This window comes from Mesorhizobium sp. WSM4830 (assembly GCF_055811495.1).
Genome location: NZ_JBVVQI010000003.1, coordinates 66,058 through 84,183 on the forward strand (window position 1 = coordinate 66,058; position 18,126 = coordinate 84,183).

At 62.6% G+C, this 18,126-nt stretch carries 20 protein-coding genes; 10 read left to right on the forward strand and 10 right to left on the reverse strand.

The window, feature by feature from the left end; genetic code table 11:
• Nucleotides 1-271 precede the first annotated feature (271 nt).
• The gene (locus tag AC0L2Y_RS05185) at nucleotides 272-1,666 is read left to right on the forward strand and encodes a Do family serine endopeptidase (protein ID WP_473554332.1); all 1,395 of its coding nucleotides are present in this window, start codon (nucleotides 272-274) and stop codon (nucleotides 1,664-1,666) included.
• 180 nt (nucleotides 1,667-1,846) lie between these two features.
• On the opposite strand, the gene AC0L2Y_RS05190 is transcribed toward AC0L2Y_RS05185, so the two are convergent.
• The 3 genes from AC0L2Y_RS05190 to AC0L2Y_RS05200 form a co-directional block, all read right to left on the reverse strand.
• The gene (locus AC0L2Y_RS05190) at nucleotides 1,847-2,074 is read right to left on the reverse strand and encodes a glutathione S-transferase family protein (protein WP_473554335.1); all 228 of its coding nucleotides are present in this window, start codon (nucleotides 2,072-2,074) and stop codon (nucleotides 1,847-1,849) included.
• On the reverse strand, nucleotides 2,071-2,466 hold the full coding sequence (locus tag AC0L2Y_RS05195) for a glutathione S-transferase N-terminal domain-containing protein (protein WP_473554337.1): 396 nt from the start codon (nucleotides 2,464-2,466) through the stop codon (nucleotides 2,071-2,073). Before AC0L2Y_RS05195 ends, AC0L2Y_RS05190 begins: the two co-directional genes overlap by 4 nt.
• 94 nt (nucleotides 2,467-2,560) lie before the next feature.
• The gene (locus tag AC0L2Y_RS05200; RefSeq protein ID WP_473554338.1) at nucleotides 2,561-3,634 is read right to left on the reverse strand and encodes a pyridoxal-phosphate dependent enzyme; all 1,074 of its coding nucleotides are present in this window, start codon (nucleotides 3,632-3,634) and stop codon (nucleotides 2,561-2,563) included.
• 88 nt (nucleotides 3,635-3,722) lie between these two features.
• On the opposite strand from AC0L2Y_RS05200, the gene AC0L2Y_RS05205 reads away from it, so the two are divergent.
• The 7 genes from AC0L2Y_RS05205 (at nucleotide 3,723) to AC0L2Y_RS05235 (ending at nucleotide 9,853) form a co-directional block, all read left to right on the forward strand.
• Nucleotides 3,723-4,205, forward strand: coding sequence for an Lrp/AsnC family transcriptional regulator (locus AC0L2Y_RS05205; protein WP_473554341.1), 483 nt, complete (start codon nucleotides 3,723-3,725; stop codon nucleotides 4,203-4,205).
• A gap of 275 nt (nucleotides 4,206-4,480) precedes the next feature.
• Nucleotides 4,481-5,143 carry a TetR/AcrR family transcriptional regulator gene (locus AC0L2Y_RS05210; RefSeq protein WP_352566463.1) on the forward strand — a complete coding sequence of 221 codons (663 nt, stop codon included), beginning with the start codon at nucleotides 4,481-4,483 and terminating at the stop codon, nucleotides 5,141-5,143.
• A 111-nt stretch (nucleotides 5,144-5,254) separates the two neighbouring features.
• Nucleotides 5,255-6,118, forward strand: a complete 864-nt coding sequence (locus tag AC0L2Y_RS05215) for a TauD/TfdA dioxygenase family protein (RefSeq protein ID WP_352683794.1) — start codon at nucleotides 5,255-5,257, stop codon at nucleotides 6,116-6,118.
• Between the two features lie 24 nt (nucleotides 6,119-6,142).
• Nucleotides 6,143-7,090: a carbohydrate ABC transporter permease gene (locus AC0L2Y_RS05220; RefSeq protein WP_473554344.1), complete on the forward strand. Its 948-nt coding sequence runs from the start codon at nucleotides 6,143-6,145 to the stop codon at nucleotides 7,088-7,090.
• Nucleotides 7,080-7,916: a carbohydrate ABC transporter permease gene (locus AC0L2Y_RS05225; RefSeq protein ID WP_352566469.1), complete on the forward strand. Its 837-nt coding sequence runs from the start codon at nucleotides 7,080-7,082 to the stop codon at nucleotides 7,914-7,916. Before AC0L2Y_RS05220 ends, AC0L2Y_RS05225 begins: the two co-directional genes overlap by 11 nt.
• A gap of 28 nt (nucleotides 7,917-7,944) precedes the next feature.
• Nucleotides 7,945-9,234 carry an ABC transporter substrate-binding protein gene (locus AC0L2Y_RS05230; protein WP_473554346.1) on the forward strand — a complete coding sequence of 430 codons (1,290 nt, stop codon included), beginning with the start codon at nucleotides 7,945-7,947 and terminating at the stop codon, nucleotides 9,232-9,234.
• A 64-nt stretch (nucleotides 9,235-9,298) separates the two neighbouring features.
• A complete protein-coding gene (locus AC0L2Y_RS05235; RefSeq protein WP_473554347.1) occupies nucleotides 9,299-9,853 on the forward strand; it encodes an aromatic-ring hydroxylase C-terminal domain-containing protein in 555 nt (184 codons plus the stop codon).
• Nucleotides 9,854-10,047: 194 nt separating this feature from the next.
• Here the strand turns inward: AC0L2Y_RS05235 and AC0L2Y_RS05240 are convergent, their stop codons facing one another.
• Nucleotides 10,048-10,557 (reverse strand): phosphatidylglycerophosphatase A family protein, encoded by a 510-nt coding sequence (locus tag AC0L2Y_RS05240; RefSeq protein WP_473554350.1) that lies wholly within the window; start codon nucleotides 10,555-10,557, stop codon nucleotides 10,048-10,050.
• Between the two features lie 239 nt (nucleotides 10,558-10,796).
• Between AC0L2Y_RS05240 and AC0L2Y_RS05245 the strand changes: the two genes are divergently transcribed.
• Nucleotides 10,797-11,423 (forward strand): CDP-alcohol phosphatidyltransferase family protein, encoded by a 627-nt coding sequence (locus AC0L2Y_RS05245; RefSeq protein WP_352566476.1) that lies wholly within the window; start codon nucleotides 10,797-10,799, stop codon nucleotides 11,421-11,423.
• A gap of 59 nt (nucleotides 11,424-11,482) precedes the next feature.
• On the opposite strand, the gene AC0L2Y_RS05250 is transcribed toward AC0L2Y_RS05245, so the two are convergent.
• The 6 genes from AC0L2Y_RS05250 to AC0L2Y_RS05275 form a co-directional block, all read right to left on the reverse strand.
• Nucleotides 11,483-12,502 (reverse strand): LLM class flavin-dependent oxidoreductase, encoded by a 1,020-nt coding sequence (locus AC0L2Y_RS05250; protein WP_473554352.1) that lies wholly within the window; start codon nucleotides 12,500-12,502, stop codon nucleotides 11,483-11,485.
• A gap of 151 nt (nucleotides 12,503-12,653) precedes the next feature.
• Nucleotides 12,654-12,860: a hypothetical protein gene (locus AC0L2Y_RS05255; protein ID WP_473554354.1), complete on the reverse strand. Its 207-nt coding sequence runs from the start codon at nucleotides 12,858-12,860 to the stop codon at nucleotides 12,654-12,656.
• Between the two features lie 18 nt (nucleotides 12,861-12,878).
• Nucleotides 12,879-14,021: a DegT/DnrJ/EryC1/StrS family aminotransferase gene (locus AC0L2Y_RS05260; protein ID WP_473554357.1), complete on the reverse strand. Its 1,143-nt coding sequence runs from the start codon at nucleotides 14,019-14,021 to the stop codon at nucleotides 12,879-12,881.
• A 252-nt stretch (nucleotides 14,022-14,273) separates the two neighbouring features.
• Entirely contained in the window at nucleotides 14,274-15,197 is a 924-nt protein-coding gene (locus tag AC0L2Y_RS05265; protein ID WP_473554358.1) for a carbohydrate kinase family protein, read from the reverse strand.
• Nucleotides 15,194-15,640: an RbsD/FucU family protein gene (locus AC0L2Y_RS05270; protein WP_473554360.1), complete on the reverse strand. Its 447-nt coding sequence runs from the start codon at nucleotides 15,638-15,640 to the stop codon at nucleotides 15,194-15,196. Before AC0L2Y_RS05270 ends, AC0L2Y_RS05265 begins: the two co-directional genes overlap by 4 nt.
• A 2-nt stretch (nucleotides 15,641-15,642) precedes the next feature.
• Complete coding sequence (locus AC0L2Y_RS05275) at nucleotides 15,643-16,872, reverse strand: ROK family transcriptional regulator (RefSeq protein ID WP_473554363.1); 1,230 nt, start codon at nucleotides 16,870-16,872, stop codon at nucleotides 15,643-15,645.
• Between the two features lie 229 nt (nucleotides 16,873-17,101).
• On the opposite strand from AC0L2Y_RS05275, the gene AC0L2Y_RS05280 reads away from it, so the two are divergent.
• Nucleotides 17,102-18,118: a sugar ABC transporter substrate-binding protein gene (locus AC0L2Y_RS05280; RefSeq protein WP_352665933.1), complete on the forward strand. Its 1,017-nt coding sequence runs from the start codon at nucleotides 17,102-17,104 to the stop codon at nucleotides 18,116-18,118.
• The last annotated feature ends 8 nt before the right edge of the window (nucleotides 18,119-18,126 follow it).

Genomic DNA, 18,126 nt, shown 5'->3' on the forward strand with positions numbered 1-18,126 from the left:
AACTCGTCGACATGGTTCCTTCCATCGATGGTCCTCCGCTTTGAATGGTCTCCTATGTTGACGTCATGTTGGTGGCTCTCGCGATTTCCACCAGCTGACATTTTGGAGAGTTTCGACCAAATTTCAATGGCCACGCAAGGCCACATTCTTCGCCGTTCAGCCCACCATCAACATTTTTTCGAACCGGTGAAACAATCGGCGTGAATGTCAGTTCTTGCGTCTGGGACAAGTCGCGCAGCAGTGCCAGGGCGGTCGGGCAGGAGAACCAATCATGTCTTACATTTCCAGGAAGCGACTGTGCATTGGCCTCGTCGCAGGAATTTTAATGCTCTCGGCTGGCGGCCCTGCTGCGGTTTCGGCACAGGAAATCCCGAACGACTTCAGCGCAATCGTGCGTCAGAAGCTGCCAGCCGTGGTCGCGATCACGACCAGGCAGATCATCCAGGACCAAACGATGCTCGACGATTTTCTCAACCCCTTCGACAGCCGCGGGCCTGCCCAGCCGCAGGTGCGAGAAGCTCTTGGCTCCGGCTTCGTGATCAGTCCCGAGGGCTACATCGTCACCAACAATCATGTCGTGGCCGACTCCACCGAAATCCACGTCGTATTCTCCGACAAGGAGACGTCGCCCGCGCGACTGGTGGGCCGCGATCCAGCAACCGACATCGCGGTGCTGAAGGTCGATCCACGCCCCAACATGACGACCACCGCCTGGGGTGATTCTGACGCAATGCAGCCGGGTGCCTGGACGATCGCGATTGGCAGTCCCTTCGGGCTCGGCGGAACCGTGACCGTCGGCGTTCTTTCCGCCCGATCGCGCGACATCCAGGCCGGCCCTTACGACGATTTCCTCCAGACAGACGCCTCGATCAACAGAGGCAATTCCGGCGGCCCCCTGTTCAACGCGCGCGGCGAAGTAATCGGGGTCAACACGGCTATCGTCTCGCCGTCGGGCGGCAGCATAGGCATCGGTTTCGCCGTGCCGTCCCGAACTGCACGGAGCGTCGCCGATCAGCTGATCCGCACGGGCCGGATCGAGCGCGGTTTTATCGGAGTGCGTCTCCAGGAGGTGACGCCGTCGCTTGCCCAAGCGCTTGGGATATCGAGCACCAAGGGAGCGCTGGTCGCCTCTGTCGAGCCCGGCAGCCCGGCGGAGAAGGCAGGCTTGCAATCGGGCGATGTGATCACCCGGTTCAACGGCCAGGACATCCAGGGCGTCCATGACTTGACGTTGGCGGCAGCAAACGAAAAGCCAGGGTCGAAAGCGACGCTGACAAGGAACCGCGGCGGCTCCCAGCAGGAGGTGGAGCTGACCGTCGGTCAACGCAAGGACGAGGAGGTGCAGACCGGTGCCGTTCCGAGTCCCGAAGCGGGGGACCAACGCCTCGGACTGTCGCTCAGCCCGATTCCGGACGAAGCGCGCCAGCAACTCGGTCTCCAGCCGGGTACCACCGGCGTGTTCATCCAGGAGGTGGCGCCAAATAGCCCCGCCGCCGAGAACGGCCTTCGGCCTGGCGACGTCATCGTCTCGGCCAACAACCGCAACGTGACGCAGCCGTCGGATATCCAGCAAGAGTGGGCGAAATCCCGCCAGCAGAAAAAGCCCATCCTGTTCCGCATCGAAAGGCAAGGACAATCGCTTTTCGTTGCAGTGGCCGCTTCCTGACGCGGCGCTGCGTCAGGCCAGGCGCACAGACGAAGAAATGGCCTTGATGGCCGCCCTCAAGGCTGTGCTGGCAAGATTACCGGTTTCGCGCAGTATCATCGGGGCCGACCAGCGAATGGTCGCGAGAATGCTTGGCTGGTGAGCGGCACATACTGGATTTCGAAAGCCTGGCGATCGATATCAATCTCGCGTGTCGCCGCCGTAGGGTGTGGCACGCATTGAAGGGCGCTCCACGAAGGATCTATACCATTGTTCCAGTCGTGGCCTTCCCTGCAAGAAGTCGGGCAGTCCGCGGAATTCCAGCCAGGTTAGGCAAGTGGCTAGCGCGATGTGGCCGATATGGAGCGGCGCGTCGAATTCGACCTCGCGTTCCACGAAGTCATAGGATTCGATAAGCTTCATCGTCATGCCTGCGCCCAAGGCGGGATAACGCAGATGTTGAGGGCGGCGCTCGTTTTCCCAGCGAATGGAAATGCCTGCATCGCACATGCCGCCGGCGAGCGCCTGGAGGCGCGCAAGGCGGACCATTTGGCCCGCCCTGTCTCGGGGATGAGCCGACGATTGCTTTCGAGATTGTCGAGATAGTCGCAGATTACGCCCGAATCGAAGATCGCATAGCCGTCATCGAGAATGAGAACGGGCACCTTGCCAAGCGGATTGATCGCAAACACATCATCGTTGCGATTGATGGGGCTCGTCTCCTGATGAATGACGCGCAGACGTCCGGCAAGCCCAGCCTCGTGGGCAAAGACCAGAACCTTGCGCGCGTAGGGGGAGTGGGTCTGGTAGATAAGCTTCATGGACCCGTTCTGCGTTGGGTCTGGAACGCGGCCATCTGAGCAGTCCGTGGCCCAGCCGCTCTTCTGCTCAATAGTCCCGGGTCCGGCGCCATCGTCATGCGTCCTTCTCCAGTTCGGCCTCGGTCACGATGATCAGCACCCGGCTCGATCGGTCGAGCGCAAGCTCCTGCGACCGGCCGGAAGCCGCGACGGCTGTGGCGAGACCAGCGAGGCCGGCGGCACCCGACGGGGTTGTACCTGGACCGTTTGCCTCGCGAAGCCGGCTCTTCGCGTCGGCAAGCGCCGCTTCGGACACGGTTATGACCCGAGCGTTGCCTTGGCGGAGTACGTCGAGCGCCGATGCGGCTGCTTCGCCACAGGCGAGCATGTCCGCCGACGTCTTGAGATCGCCGGATATCCGCACCGACCGTCCTTGCGACAGCGCGGCCGCGACGCAGGCTGCGGCCTCTGGTTCTACGACGACGATCATGGCTGGAGGCATCAGCCAGTCCTTCAGCCCAGTCGTCAGGGCGGCGGCAAGTCCACCGACACCGGCCTGCACGAAAAGGTGGGTTGGCCTCAGATGGCCGGTCTCGTCGACCTGGCGACGGATTTCCGCAGCAAGCACGCCATAGCCAGCGACGACATCAGCGACAGCTGGGTCATCCGGGTCGCTCGAGGTGTCGGCAACCAGAATGCCTTCTCCAGCGCGGGCCGCCGCAGAGGCTCGATCCACCGCATCGTCATAGGTGCCGTCGACCCACACGATTTCAGCGCCTTGGGACTCGATACGCCGCACTCGCGCTGCAGGAACGCCCGTGTGGAGGTATATTCTTGCCCTCCCGCCGGCAAACTTCGCCGCCGCCGCAACGGCAAGTCCGTGATTGCCGGCGCTGGCCGTGACTAGCGCCGGCAGCGGCGTCTGGCCCCGCTCTGGATCGAGCAATTCATCGATATCCATCCCGGTAGTGCGAGCGAGAGCGCACAGACCGGCATACGTGCCGCCGAGGGACTTGAAGCTGCCCAGGGCACGGTGGCCCTCGTTCTTGGCAAGCACCTGGGTCACATCCAGGCTCGCAGCCAGGTTTGGCAGGTCGAGCAGCGGTGTCGGTGCATAAAACGGCGACAGGCGCTGTAACAGCGCCGCAATGAGATCGGGGCCAAGGCCCGGCTGTGTGTCTGTGGTCATGAGGCGAAAATTCTATTCCGGAAACGATGCCGCTTGGCGCCTATTGTCGTTGCCCAGCTGCCTGATTTCGTCATAGATGCCTGTCCTCATGACGAAAACTGCCGCCCTCGATCGCTTCGACCATGTGCTGCTGTCGCTGGTTCAGCGCGACAACCAGATCCCGGCGCGGCGTCTCGCCGAGCAGGTCGGGCTTTCCCAGAGCGCGGTCCTGCGCCGCCTGCGCCGGCTGCGAAAGGATGGCGTGATCGCAGCAGACGTTGCCGTCGTTCGTCCGGCGGCCGTAGGCCTGCCGCTGACCGTCCATGTGCTCGTTTCCCTGGAACGGGAGAGCGCTGTCGAGTTGGACGCCTTCATCGGCAAGCTCCGTGGGCGCTCGGAGGTTCGGCAGGCCTGGTATGTCACCGGTGAAACCGATTTCGTGCTTCTCCTGCAATTGCCGGGGATGGAGGCGTACGATGTCTTTGCGCGGGAGGTCTTCCACGCCGATTCAAACGTGAAGGCGTTCCGCACCATCGTGACAATGCGGGAAGTGATCGGCGCAGCGGATGCGCGGCCGCTATCCACTGCCTGAGTTTGCGGCGTGTCGCCAGCAAGCTGATTGGGCCTGCTTTGACCCGGAATTCTCAGTCGAGGGCGCGAACCCGATTGAAGTTCGATACAGGCATCCCGTATCTGCTCACCCGCCGCACCGCGCTAATGGCTGCCGCCAAGATGCTTCGCGAATGTCTGCACCTGGCGCAAATTACTTCCACTCGTGCGTAGAAGAATATCCATGTATGAAACGAGGGGGTGCAGCCCGCTCCCCTATACTGATCGTCCAACGGCGGCATGAATTTCGGAAGGGATATGAGAGCCAACACTTCAGGATCTCCCGGCGATGAGGCGCACTCTACCCGCAGCAGAATCAAAGAGGTCGCGGCCGAGTTCTATGTCCTGCGCGGCCACGATGGTTTCAGCTTCGGCGATATAGCGACGGCGATCGGCACGACCCGCGCCAACATCCATCATCACTTCGGCAACAAGCGTCAGCTGATGGAGGAATTGATCGCCGACTTCGCCGCCAACGCCGAGGCCCGGATCAAGCGCTTCTGGACGACTCCCGATATCCGGTTCTTCGACCGACTCGATATGCAGCTCGAGGATCTGCGCCGTTTCTACGAACGTTTCAACGCTGAGAAGGGAGCCCGCAATATGTGGAGCCCGCTTTCGCGCCTTCGCCACGACCTCCCGGTTCTCGGCGAACCAGCGGAACGTGCCCTGGAGCGCGTCAACCGGGTCTATGATCAGAGCCTGCGTCATGCGGTGGACCAGGCGGTGAAGGACGGAGAGCTTTCCTCCGACACACTCAGCGACGAGCTCGTGCACATGCTGCGCATTACCCTTCTGTCCTGTCCACCGATGACGCAGGACACCGGAAGCTTCGACGAGGTCGCCAGGACCTTCGCAGCGCTCGCCGCGATCATCCGCGCCGCGTGGCAGGATGCGGGAAAGGGCTCGGGTCGAGGCTAGACATCCGGTGGATCAAAGCGAGGGTGAGTTGACAGCCTTTCGCTTTCGAGTTACTTACTTGCAGGTAAGTCAGCCCTTGATGGCGACGAGACGCGTATTAGGGAGGATCACGTGCTGCGCGATGATGCATTCACCCGTTTCGAGGTCAGCCCCTTCACTGGAGCGCTCGGTGCAGAAATTCGTGGGATCGATCTGGTGAGCGCGAGCGAGGATGCTTTCCAGGACGTTCGCCGCGCGCTCTACAAGTATCATGCGCTCGCCGTGCGCGATCAGGAGCTTGACGCCGCCGGCGTCCACAAGGTCGCCCGCCGGTTCGGACCATTTAGCGGTAATCCGGTGCACACGCCGATCGACGGCTTCGACGATATTGTGCGGTTCGTGCGCGAGCCGGACGACACGGGCAAGGTGATCGGCGAGGACTGGCACATGGACCTCGCCTGGCTACCGAAGCCACCGGGCATTACGATCCTCTACGGTGAGGAGGTGCCGCCGGTTGGCGGCGACACCTGCTTCTCCAGCCTCGAGAAGGCATATGACTCGCTTTCGCCGCGACTGGTCGAGATCCTGCAAGGGCTGACGGGCGTCCATAGCGGCCGCGGGGTCTTCGCCATCAACGCAGCCCATAGCCGGCTCGGCGTCAAGGCCGATGTCGAGGCGATCGAGAATGCCGTCGTCGAGCATCCTGTGATCTGTCGCCACCCCGAGACTGGCCGGCGCTATGTCTTCGTCAGCAGCGTGATGACCAATTTTAAGGGGATGACGGAGGAAGAAAGCAAGCCGATGATCGACTTCCTGATGGCGCGGGCTGTCCGGCCCGAATTCAACTGCAGGCTGCGTTGGGAACCGAAGACGCTCGGTATGTGGAACAACCCCCATGTCCTGCACACCGCCATCAACGATTACCCCGGATACCGCCGGGTGATGTACAGAACAACGGTGGAGGGCACCGTTCCACTTGCCGCCAGGGACGGCTGACGCGCAACCGCTTAGGGAGGAGCAATGGCATTTGGTTCCGAGGCGTCTGTCGGCCACAGGGGGGAAGGGGCGGCGGAAGCGGCTGGCGAGACCAAGAGGCGGCGCTTCGCGTTTTCGCCTGCCTACCTCTATGCGACGCCCGTGCACCTCCTGGTGCTTGGGATCATCGTGCTCCCCGCCATCTTCGTCCTGTGGCTGAGTTTCGAAGCCTCGTCATTCGGCCAATCGGCGACCTTCGTTGGGTTTGATAACTATATCCGCGTCCTCACCGATCCCTATTTTTGGCGTTCGGTCTGGAACACGGTCCTCGTCGTCGCTGTGGCGGTTCATATCGAACTGCTGCTCGGCCTTGGCCTGGCCCTGCTCTTCGCCTCCGGGCTTCCCCTCCAGCGCGTCATGCTCGTCGTGGTGCTCGCTCCCTACGCCATCAGCGAGGTGACGGCGGTCGCAATGTGGCGCTTCCTGTTCGATCCGGACGTCGGCCCGATCACGCTGATGCTGCGATACACCGGTCTGCCGACGCTCGACTGGACGTTTATCCCTTCTCACGGCCTCATCCTCGTCGCCCTGCTCACGATCTGGCTGCACCTGCCATTCACATTCATCATCCTGTATGCGGCACGGCTCGCGGTTCCGAAGGAGCTCTACGAGGCTGGGCGCACCGACGGAGCCAATGGGTTCCAGCTCTTCCGCAACATCACGCTGCCGCTTCTGGCGCCAGCGATGCTGATCGCGCTGCTCTTCCGCTACATCTTCGCCTTCCGCCTCTTTTCCGAAGTCTGGCTCCTGACCCAGGGCGGCCCGGCACGCACGACCGAGGTCGTTTCCGTTTATCTTTATCAGGAAGGCTTCCGCTACAACTCGTTCGGCACGGCGGCGGCGACGGCGTGGATGATGGTCGTCATCTCGCTGCTGCTTGCGACTGGCTATGTATGGCGGCTGCGCAAGGAATCCGTGGCCAATGCGTTCTAGGCGTCTCGCCATCGGTGCCGGAAAGATGCTCGCTGTTGCGGCAATCGTCGTCTGGTCACTGCTTCCGATCGGCTTCATTGTGCTCTCGTCGTTCAAACCCGGTCGCGAGATTTTCGCGGTTCCACCGGAGCTCTTCTTCGAACCGACCTTCGAGCACTACGCCTCGCTGTGGCAGCGCTGGCCGGCCTTTTTCGACGGGCTCGTCAACAGCCTGATCATCACCACCGGGGCGACGGCGCTTGCCGTCATGGCAAGTCTGCTCGCCGGTTTCGCCTACTCGCGCTATCGTGGCGTCCGTTTCCTGGAAGGATCGGTGATGTTTCTGATCGGATCGCGGCTGATCCCGCCGATCGTCGTGACGCTGCCACTGTTCCCGGTCGTCAATCGGCTCGGGCTCAATGACACCCATCTGGTGCTGATCCTGCTCTACGCGACCTTCTTCGTCTCGCTCGGCACGCTCCTGATGCGAACGTTCATCGACCAGGTACCGCGCGAACTCGACGAGGCGGCCGTCCTCGACGGCGCGCGGCCGCTGACGATCCTTGTGAAGATCATCTTGCCGCTCGTAGCGCCCGGCATGCTCGCTGTCGCCGTCTTCGTAGTCGTCTTCGCGTGGAACGAGTTTCTGTTCGCCTATATCTTCACCGCCAACCACGCCAAGACCGCGCCTCTGGTCCTTTCGGAGATGATCAGTTCGATCGACGGCGTCGACTGGGGCGTGCTCTTTGCGGCCTCTACCGTCCAATTGCTGCCGGTTCTCGTCTTCGTGGTCCTGATGAACCGGTTTCTCGTCGCCGGATTGACCGCCGGCGCGACCAAGGGGTGACGACGTCACCGAGAAAGGGAGGAAGACAATGCCTTTGCACATGACACGCAGAGCCCTGCTGACGACCGCGATGGCCGTCGGCGCGACGAGCGCCTTGGGTCGGTTGGCCCATGCCCAGGTAAAGACGCTGAACGTGCTTTGCCATCGCGTCCACCAAGCCAACCTGACGACCGGCGCCGCCGGCAATGTCATCAAGCCCTGGGAGGACAAGAACAACGCCCAGATCTCCTGGACGACGCTCGACAGCAATCCGCTCCAGGACCGGCTATTCCGGGAGGCGAGCCTGAGCGAGACCGACTTCAACGTCGGCTATGTCATCGACAACCGCATGACGTCGCAGATCGCCTCGCTGTTCGAGCCGCTAGACGATCTCCGGAAAGCCGAGCCGATCGAGGATTTCGACGATATCGCCGAGGGCCTGCGCCAGTCGATGATCGTCGGCGGCAAGCTCGTCGGCGTTCCGGTGCGCCATGCTACGCAGGGGCTTTTCTACAACGAGGAGCTGCTTCAGGAGGCCGGCATTTCGGCGCCACCGAACACGCTGGAGGAACTGGTCGAGCAGGCGAAGAAGCTGAGCTTCACCTCCAGGTCCGGCACGCCCGTCGTCGGCATGATCCTTGCGAGCGACCTCGCCGTCTTCCCGGTCATGTTCGCCCGCGCCTTCGGCGGCGATTTCATCGACAAGCAGTTCAAGGTGGTCCCCGATCCGGAGGCGATGGAAAAAGGCCTGTCCGTGCTTGCCGACCTCTTCAAGGCCGGCGCGCTCCCCCGCAGCTATGCCACAACGCGCAACGACGACATGGTGACGTGGATGCAGCAGGGGCGCGCTGCCTTCGCGGTGCTGCCTTTCGCCCGCTACGCGCAGCTCAACAACAAGGAACAGTCGACCGCACCGGGAAAGATCAAGGCAATCGAGTTCCCCGGCTCCAAAACCCTCGGCAGCGGTCACGAAATGCATCCGGTCGTCGAATCCTGGGCGATGGCCATTCCCGCCAATTCGACGGACAAGAAGCTCTCCTGGAGCTACATCCGCTTCGTAGCGAGCAAGGCCGCCACACTCGACATGGCGCGCAACGGCAATGGCCCCGTCCGCACCTCGACCTATGCCGAGCCGTCGTTCGCCGGGTCGCTGCCGCAGGCGAAGGTCGAGGCTGCCGCGCTCGCCAAGGCGCGACCGGCCTTCCCGGCTTTTCCCGAAGCCGCTCGCGCTCAGTCGACGTTTCTCGAGGAGGTTCAGCTTGCTGTCCTCGGTCGCAAGAGCCCGAAGGAAGCGGTCGCCGCCATTGTCGATCGCGTCAAGCCGCTGATGCCAGCGTAATCGTATGGGTCACCTCGGCAAGTCGCCTGGTGACATGGAGCGCCGGCCGGTCATCGAGGCTACGTTGGCGCAAGCGCTCGCCCGCCTACAGAAATGGTTCGACAATCCGTCGAAGCGGTTGCCTCCTCCGGTTGCGATCGTCCAGGATTACGACGTGGTATTTGGCCAACGCTACACTGCAGGCATCGTGGCTCGGGAATCCACGCCGGACGATCACCCGTTCCAAAAATCCACGGAGCTGTCGGGCCGCTCTGGGACGCGTTTACCGCATTTCGCGGTCGAGCGCGCCGGCCAGCGGATTTCGAGTCTCGATTTGTGCGATCGCGATCTTCTTCTCCTCTGCGCCGACGAAGCATGGTGTCGGGCCGCTGACGCCGTAAGCCAGCGCTTCGGAATGCCGCTGACCTGCCACGCCTTGGGTGCCAATGGGGAGCTGGTTGACTTGGACCATCGGTGGCCTTCCGCGCTCGGGGTTGAAAGCGGCGGTGCTGTCTTGGTCAGGCCGGACGGCTTTGTCGCATGGCGGTCATCGCACGGTGTGCCTGATCCCGTACAGGTGCTGATCGAAACACTTGACGGGTTTGGTTTCCGTACGCAGGCACACGAACACCATCGGTGAGCGGCGCGGATGCCTCCCGCGTTCCGATGCCCAGGGCGCAGACGGCCAGCGCACGAAGCCTGGCTGCTACGACTTCCTTGCCGATCCCATCGCCTGGAATGGCCGCGATCCTGTGGCTTCGCATCGGTCCGGTCTCCGCTTGTGTCGCTAAACTCCGATGGACCACCGTGGCCTTGGCGGGCCGAATGTCGCCGTTACCGCAAACGGTCAATCAAACCGTTCAGCAGGAGCAGCAACGGCCCAGCGACGACAGCCGCGGCAGCATCGTCCAGCATGATGCCGGCCCCACCCCTTATCTTGTCATGCATGATACGGATGGGCCAAGGCTTGACGACGTCGAAAAACCGGAAAGCAAGGAAGCCTGCTGCCCACCAGAGTGGGTCGAGTGGCAGCATTGAAAGTGTCACGGCGGCGCCGAAGGTCTCATCGATGACGACGATCTGCGGGTCCTCCGTCCCGGTTCGGAAGATAACATGCGATGACGCCCACACGCCGACGGCGAACAGGGCCGCATAGGCAAGCACGGTCAGCCAAGGCGATGTTGGTACCAGAGCCGCGGCAACAGCCACCCCAACCATTGCGCCCGCTGTACCCGGCCATATTGGAGATAATCCCGCGCCAAGAGAGGTCGCGAGCAGGTAGGCAAACTTGGGTGAAAATTTATGCATCGAGTTTTCGGCTGGCTTCCGACGGATGGCAAGCAATCATAGTCACATCGTTCGGGTGCGGCCGCCAGACCGCCGGTCGATTTGCTCCGTCGGCTTGGCGAGCACCTTAATCCGTCGGCCGCATTCGCCAAAAAGAAATCGCTGTTGCGGCGGGTTGAGAACGTTGCTGAGCCAGTTCTCCGTCTGCGTTGACCAAGTCGAACGGTAGCGACGGTGGAACAAACCCGCAAATTGCTGGTAAAGCTCGGTGAAACGACATCATCAGAGGAACCGCCATGATCGCCGGTCTCATGAAAAGTCGCATCGACCCGCTATGGGAGCAGGCCGCTTCTCCCCTGATCGGGATCGGCATGACGCCGAACCAGGTTACGGCCAGCGGGCTCGTGCTCGTCGCTTTGTCCTCGGCGGCCTACGTCTACCACCATTCAAGCCTTGCCTTTGGCCTTTGCCTGGCCTTTGCCTTCACCTTCGATGCGCTGGACGGTGCGGTCGCCCGCCGGACAAACATGAGCACCAAGGCCGGCGGCTATTTCGATGCCGTCGTCGACCGCTATCAGGAATTGGCCGTCTTTGCGGCAATCGGCTGGGTCGCCGATCTGTGGGCGATCGCAATGTTCGCGTTCGCCGGCGGGATACTCACAAGTTATGCCAAGGCGCGGACGGCGCTGGAAATCCCTGTGGAAAACCACGGTTGGCCGGATTTCTTCGAGCGGATGGAACGCCTGGTGTTCATTTGCGTGCTGCTCGCCGCCGACGGAGTCGCTACCGCCATGGGCGCGGCTTCTCCCTGGATTCTGGCGGGTGGGTTCGTGCTGTACGCAGTGCTGGCCAACGCCACAGCGCTGCAACGGATCAGTCGCGCATTAGCGATGCTGAAACGAGCCGACGGGAAGCAGCAGTGAGACCGCTAGAACGCGAGCATCGTATCGACCGCCGTGAGCTTTTCCAACAAAGTCGCGCGTCAGCGCCAGCCCAAGCCGGGGGCGACATGGGTCAGGATCGCCTCGATGACGTGGGCATTGTAGTCGACGCCGAGCTGGTTGGGGACGGTAAGCAGCAGCGTATCGGCCTCGGCGATGGCTTCGTCGCCCTTTAGCTGCTCGATCAGGACGTCCGGTTCGGCGGCATAGGAGCGGCCGAACACCGCGCGTCTGTCTGCCTCGATATAACCGAAATGATCTCCGCTCTGGTTGCCGCCGAAATAGCCCCGGTCGCGATCGTCGACCAGCGCAAAAATGCTCCGGCTCACCGATACCCGCGGCTCGCGCGTGTGTCCGGCCGCCTTCCAGGCCTCACGAAAAGCCCGGATCTGTTCGGCCTGCTGGATGTGAAACGGCTTTCCGCCTTCGTCGAATTTGAGCGTGGAGCTCTGCAGATTCATCCCCAGTTTCGCAGCCCATTCTGCGGTGGCGTTTGTGGCGGCGCCCCACCAGATGCGCTCGCGCAGGCCCTCCGAGTGCGGCTCGACGCGAAGCAGGCCGGGCGGGTTGGGAAACATCGGCCGCGGGTTGGGCTGCGCAAAGCCTTTGCCCAGCAACACTTCGAGCAGCACTCCGGTGTGTCTGCGGGCCATGTCGGCATCGCTCTCCCCCTCTTGCGGGGCGTAGCCGAAGTAGCGCCATCCCTCGATTACTTGCTCCGGCGAGCCGCGGCTGATGCCCAGCTGCAGACGCCCTCCGGCGATTAGATCGGCGGCGCCGGCGTCCTCGGCCATATAGAGCGGGTTCTCGTAACGCATGTCGATCACCGCCGTGCCGATCTCGATTCGGCTGGTCTTCGCCCCAACCGCTGCCAGCAGCGGGAAGGGCGAGGCGAGCTGGCGCGCGAAGTGATGCACGCGGAAATACGCGCCGTCCGCACCCAGCTCCTCGGCCGCGACGGCCAGCTCGACGGACTGCAAAAGCGCATCGGATGCCGTCCGCGTCTGCGATTGCGGCGAGGGCGTCCAGTGCCCGAACGAGAGGAAACCAATCTTCTTCATGAAATAGCCAGCCTAGAGGGAAGACAGGTGCAGACTATGCTTCGGCGCAGAGCAAAGCATCCCGAAATCGATACCGGCGGCCCAGAGGTGAGCGGTCCGTTGTTGATCAGCGATGCCGTCAATGGCGAGCCTGTTGCCGGCGCGAGCGCATCTAGGAAGGTGCCGCGAACGCGAGCACTATCGCGATGAGGATCAACAGCGGCCCCATCCATTTAAAATGGGTTCCAAAGTTGGTCCACCATGCCGACAGTTGGCCGGGGCGAGCTTGAGAGGGGTCCGGGAAAAATCCGAAGCCGACGCCAGCCATCCACAACCCGGCGCAGAACATGATGAACTCGTCGATGTAATCCGCGACCACGCTTCGAAACTTTCGGATTCATGCCGCCGCTACATGTGCCGAATTCGAGCCGATATAGTTACGGATCGTTTCGATGATCCGGTCCTGGTCGGCCTCGCTCAGATAGGGATGCATCGGCAGGCACAGGATGCGCTTCGGCAGCTCTTCCGAAACGACAAGGCCGGTCGGCGTGCGCGGAAAGTCGCGATAGGCAATCTGGCTGTGCAGCGGTTTCACATAATAGATAACCGACGGAATGCCCTTTTCGCCGAGATGTGCCTTGAGCCCGTCGCGTTTCGGCGTTTCGATGGCGTATTGCGCCCAGGCCGAGCGGCCGCCGCCCAGATTGCGCGCTGCCTTGACGATATCGCCGAGACCTTCGGCATAGCGATTAGCGACCGCTTGCCGCGCCACCATCTCGTCCTCGAGGATGGCCAGCTTCTCGATCAGGATCGCCGCCTGCAGGGTATCGAGCCGCGAGTTGATGCCGACGCGGACATTGTCATATTGCGTCTCGCCCTTGCCGTGAAAAGCGAACGAGCGCAGCTGTTCGGCCAGCGCATCGTCATTGGTGAACATCGCGCCGCCGTCACCATAGCAGCCGAGCGGCTTTGCCGGATAGAAGCTGGTCGAGCCGACGGTGCCGAACGAGCCGCACATCTTGCCGTCAGCCGAGCCGCCGGTCGCCTGCGCGGCATCCTCGATAACCATCAGGCCTTCGCGATTGGCGATGGCCATGATCGCCTCGTAATCGGCGGCGAGGCCGAACAGGTCGACGGGAATGATTGCCTTCGGCCTCAGCCGGCCCTCCGCCTTGATCATGGCGATTGCCGCCTCGAGGCTGGCGATGTCGATATTGTAGCTGTCAGCATCGACATCGACGAACACCGGTTCGGCCTTGGTCAGCGCCACCACTTCGGCCGTGGCGGCGAAGGTGAAGCTCGGCACGAACACCGCGTCGCCCGGGCCGATGCCAGCGGCAAACAGCGGCAGCAGCAGCGCATCGGTGCCGTTGGCGCAAGCGACGACATGCTTGGTGCCGATATAGGCGGCGAGCTTGTTTTCGAATTCGGTGACCTGAGGTCCGAGAATATAGCGGCCCTCGTCGACAACCCGGTCGATTGCCGCTTTCAGCCTGTCGCGGATGCGTTCGCGCTGCGCGCCAAGATCGATGAACTGCATGTCGGCCTCAAACCGTTTTAGTCAGATAACCGGCCGCTGGTAGCAGACTTGGCACGGCCGAGAAAGCCGCAGGGCAAAACCCTGAATTGCTCAAGTGTCGCAGCCTGTTACCTCTAATTTCCGATCTGCCCTCTTAAACGCGGGAAATCCGGGCTTCGGCCGGCCTGATACAGGCTTCGCATCCCGCCCGCCAGGCTGGGCGAAACATAAAGTGATCGCCGGTGAGCAGTCCATGGGCTGCGCACCGGCCGGTCAGGCGAGTTCATGCCGCCATGGCGGATTGGCGCCGGCCCGCGATACCGTCACCGCCGCGGCCTTGGCGCCGAGCGTCAGCGCCTTTTGGATGGCGTCTTCGGGTAAACTGGCGATTGCCGTCTTCGAGAGCAGACCCTGTTCGTGCAAGGAGGCAAGAATGCCGGCATTGAATGTGTCGCCGGCGCCGACCGTATCGACCACCTCGACCTTGTCCGGGACGACGGTGACCCGGTGCTGGCTGCTATAACCGACCGCGCCCTCGCTGCCATGGGTGACGACGATCAGCTTCGGACCGCGGTCCAGCCAGTTGCGGACCACGTCCTCATGCGAGCCGGCTTCGCCGAACCAGTTCAGATCCTCGTCCGACAGTTTCACGATGTCGGCCATCGCCATCATGTTGCGGATGCGCCTGAGGTGCTTGGCCTTGTCCGGAATGAAGTTTGGCCGGATGTTGGGGTCGAGCATCATCACGCGGCGCTCATGCTCGCGTCGCATGAACTCCTCATAGGCCGACCCGGCCGGTTCCGAGATCAGGCTGATGGCGCCGAACAGCATGGCCTCGATCTCGCTGCCGAGTTCCGGCAGGTCCTCGATGGTCAGCATGCGTCCGGCGGTGTTCTCGTCGTAGAAGGTGTAGGTCGCCTGGCCGTTCGTGAGGCGCACGAAGGCGAGCGTGGTTGGCCGCGGCGAGGTGTGCGCATAGGTGGAACTGACCTTGCTGGCTCCCAGCGCCTCCCTGAGCTGGCTCCCGAACAGATCCGACGACAGGCCGGAGAAGAAGGCAGCGGGCGCGCCGAGCCGGCCAAGCGCAATTGCCGAGTTGAAGACGGCACCGCCGACATAGGGCGCAAAGGCAGGCTCGCCCTCCGTCGTGGTCCGCGGCAGCATATCGATCAGGGCTTCGCCGCAGCAGAGGATCATGAAGTCTTGCTTTCCGGCGGATAGATCACGCCCTTGCGAATGATGATGTTGGCATAAAGCCGCGGCTCGCTCGTCGCGACGATTGCGTGCGCGGCCTTGACCCGTGCATAGAAGTCGGCACCGGCAAGCGCAACCACCTTGCGGCCCGGCGCACGCCTGGCGCAGATCGCTTCCATTTCATGGTGAACCGGATCGGCGAGCAGCGGATCGCCTTTGGCCGAGGCGCGAAACAGCGCCTGCGGCACGGCGTCATCGACCGGCAACACGCTCAGTACCGCATCGAGCACGGGGACGAGATGATGACCGTCGGCGCGGATCAGCCGCCGTGCCTGCTGCTCGGCCGGGTAGTTGCCGTCGACCAGCGCGATCTCGTCGCCATGTCCCATGGCGCGCAATATCGCCAGAAGCTCCGGGCCGAGCAGCGCCGGGATGCCGATCAGCATTTTCAGAAGCTCCGGGAAATCGTGGTCGAGCCGATGAGGAAGCGCTCCGACAGCGGCAGGCTGGCGCCACCCAGCGCCCGCGCATGGATGCCGACGGTTCCCTCGCGAACGGCCGGCAGCCTCAGGCCTTCGCCGTCGATCCGGCCGATGGCCTGAATAACGGCATCGACAAGCCGCCTGCGCACGGCGAGCGGCATCCATCCGTCGATCACCGCGGCTTCGAAGTCAATGACTGAGGACGCCGCAACGATGGCATAGGCGAGCGCCTGCGAGGCGCTGGCGATCCAGTCGTCAAGCTCGGCGCCGATCTCGCCCCAATCTCCCGGTGATGTCCACAGATGCGAGGCCTCGACGCCGCGCGCGTTGAGCGCCTTTTCCAGCATGGCGATCGACGCCACGTCGATCAACTGCGTCGGCTTGCCGTCCGGCCCGGGCACCGGCATCGAGCCCAGCGCGCCGGCATTGCCGGTTGGGCCGCCAAACAACCGGCCGTTCAGCACGATGCCGCCGCCGGCAAAGGCGCCGATATAGAAATAGACGAAATCGCGTGCCGTACCCGCCGCGTGGCCGAACACGAGCTCGGCGCCGCAGGCCGAGGTGGCGTCGTTCTGCAGATAGACTGGAAATTCGCATTGCGCCTGGATGTCGGCGCGGATGTCGCGATGGCGCCATTCGTCCATGATTTCGCGCGGTGCGCCGGCGGTGTCGGCCCAGTTCCACAACTCGAATGGCATGGCGATGCCAAGCCCGGCGATGCGTTTGTCTTGCGCAGGGGTGAGTTCGCCGCGCATCTTCTTCATGCCGCTTGTGACGAATTCCACCGTCTCGCGCGGGGCGGGGTAGCGGTAGGAATGCTGCAGCATCGAGCGCACATTGCCGAGGAAATCGATCAGCACCAGCTCGGCGCTGCGGCGGCCGATCTTCAGGCCGATGAAATAGGCGCCGTCGGGATTGAGCGCCATGGGTATCGAGGGCTGGCCGATCTTGCCGCGCAACGGCGCCTGCCGGACGAGCAGGTCGTCCTCCTCCAGCTCGCGCATGATGACTGATACTGTCTGCGCCGAGAGCCCGGTCATACGTGCGATGTCGGATTTGGCCAGGCTGCCGTGCTGGCGCACGAGTGAAAGCACTAGCCGCTCATTGTGGTCCCGCATGCCGCTTTGATTGGTGCCGCGGTGCAGACGGCTTTCGGCCGCATCGGGCGAGCCGTGCCTCGTAATGCCGGTCTCCACCCTGTTTCCTCCCGTCGTTTCCCCTCAATGCTTTTGGTCTAGAGTGAGTGAACAATCCTACGTTGTCAATAATAAATAAGAGTGATTTAATTATTGACAGTGCTGGCGGACTGGTGTCTCTTGAGGTCGGCGCCGACACTGGGAGATTTCGTCGGACGCGCTGCAGATGCCGGTTGGCCGGCATCCTAAATGGTTCCATGGGAGGAAAATCGTGACCACGTCAAAACTGTTGAAATCCACCGTGTTTGCCGCGGCCGGACTGAGCCTGATGGCCTTTGCTTCGACCGCGTCCGCAGCCAATGTCAGTGCCTGCCTGATCACCAAGACCGACACCAACCCCTTCTTCGTCAAGATGAAGGAAGGTGCCGCGGCGAAAGCCAAGGAAATCGGTGTCGATCTGAAAGCCTATGCCGGCAAGGCGGAAGGTGACAATGAGGGCCAGGTTGCGGCGATCGAATCCTGCATCGCCGACGGCGCCAAAGGCATTTTGATCACCGCCACCGACACTGCGGCCATCGTGCCGGCGGTGAAGAAGGCGCGCGATGCTGGAGTGCTGGTGATCGCTCTCGACACGCAGCTCGAGCCTGCCGATGCCGCGGATGCGACGTTTGCGACCGACAATTTCAAGGCCGGCGAGCTTATCGGCTCCTGGGCAAAGGCTACCTTGGGCGACAAAGCCAAGGATGCGCACATCGCCTACATGGATCTGATCGCCAGCCAGCCCTCCGTCGACGTCCAGCGTGACCAAGGCTTCATGAAGGGCTTCGGCATCGACCTCGGCGATCCCAAGAAGATCGGCGACGAAACCGACGCACGCAACGTCTGTCACGATCTGTCGAGCGGCAATGAGGATGGCGGGCATACTGCCATGGAGAATTGCCTGCAGAAGGATCCGGATATCAACGTCGTCTACACCATCAACGAACCTGCGGCCGCGGGCGCCTACCAGGCGCTGAAGGCCGTCGGCAAGGAGAAGGACGTCCTGATTGTCTCGGTCGATGGCGGCTGCCCCGGTGTCAAGAACGTTGCCGAGGGCGTGATCGGCGCCACTTCACAGCAATATCCACTGCTCATGGCCTCGCTCGGCATCGAAGCGATCAAGACCTTTGCCGACACGGGCAAGAAGCCGGAGCCGTCGCCCGGTCTGGATTTCTACAACACCGGCGTCACGCTGATCACCGACAAGCCTGCCGCCGGCATCGAATCCATCGACACGAAGCAAGGCCTCAGCAAGTGCTGGGGTTGATTTGATCC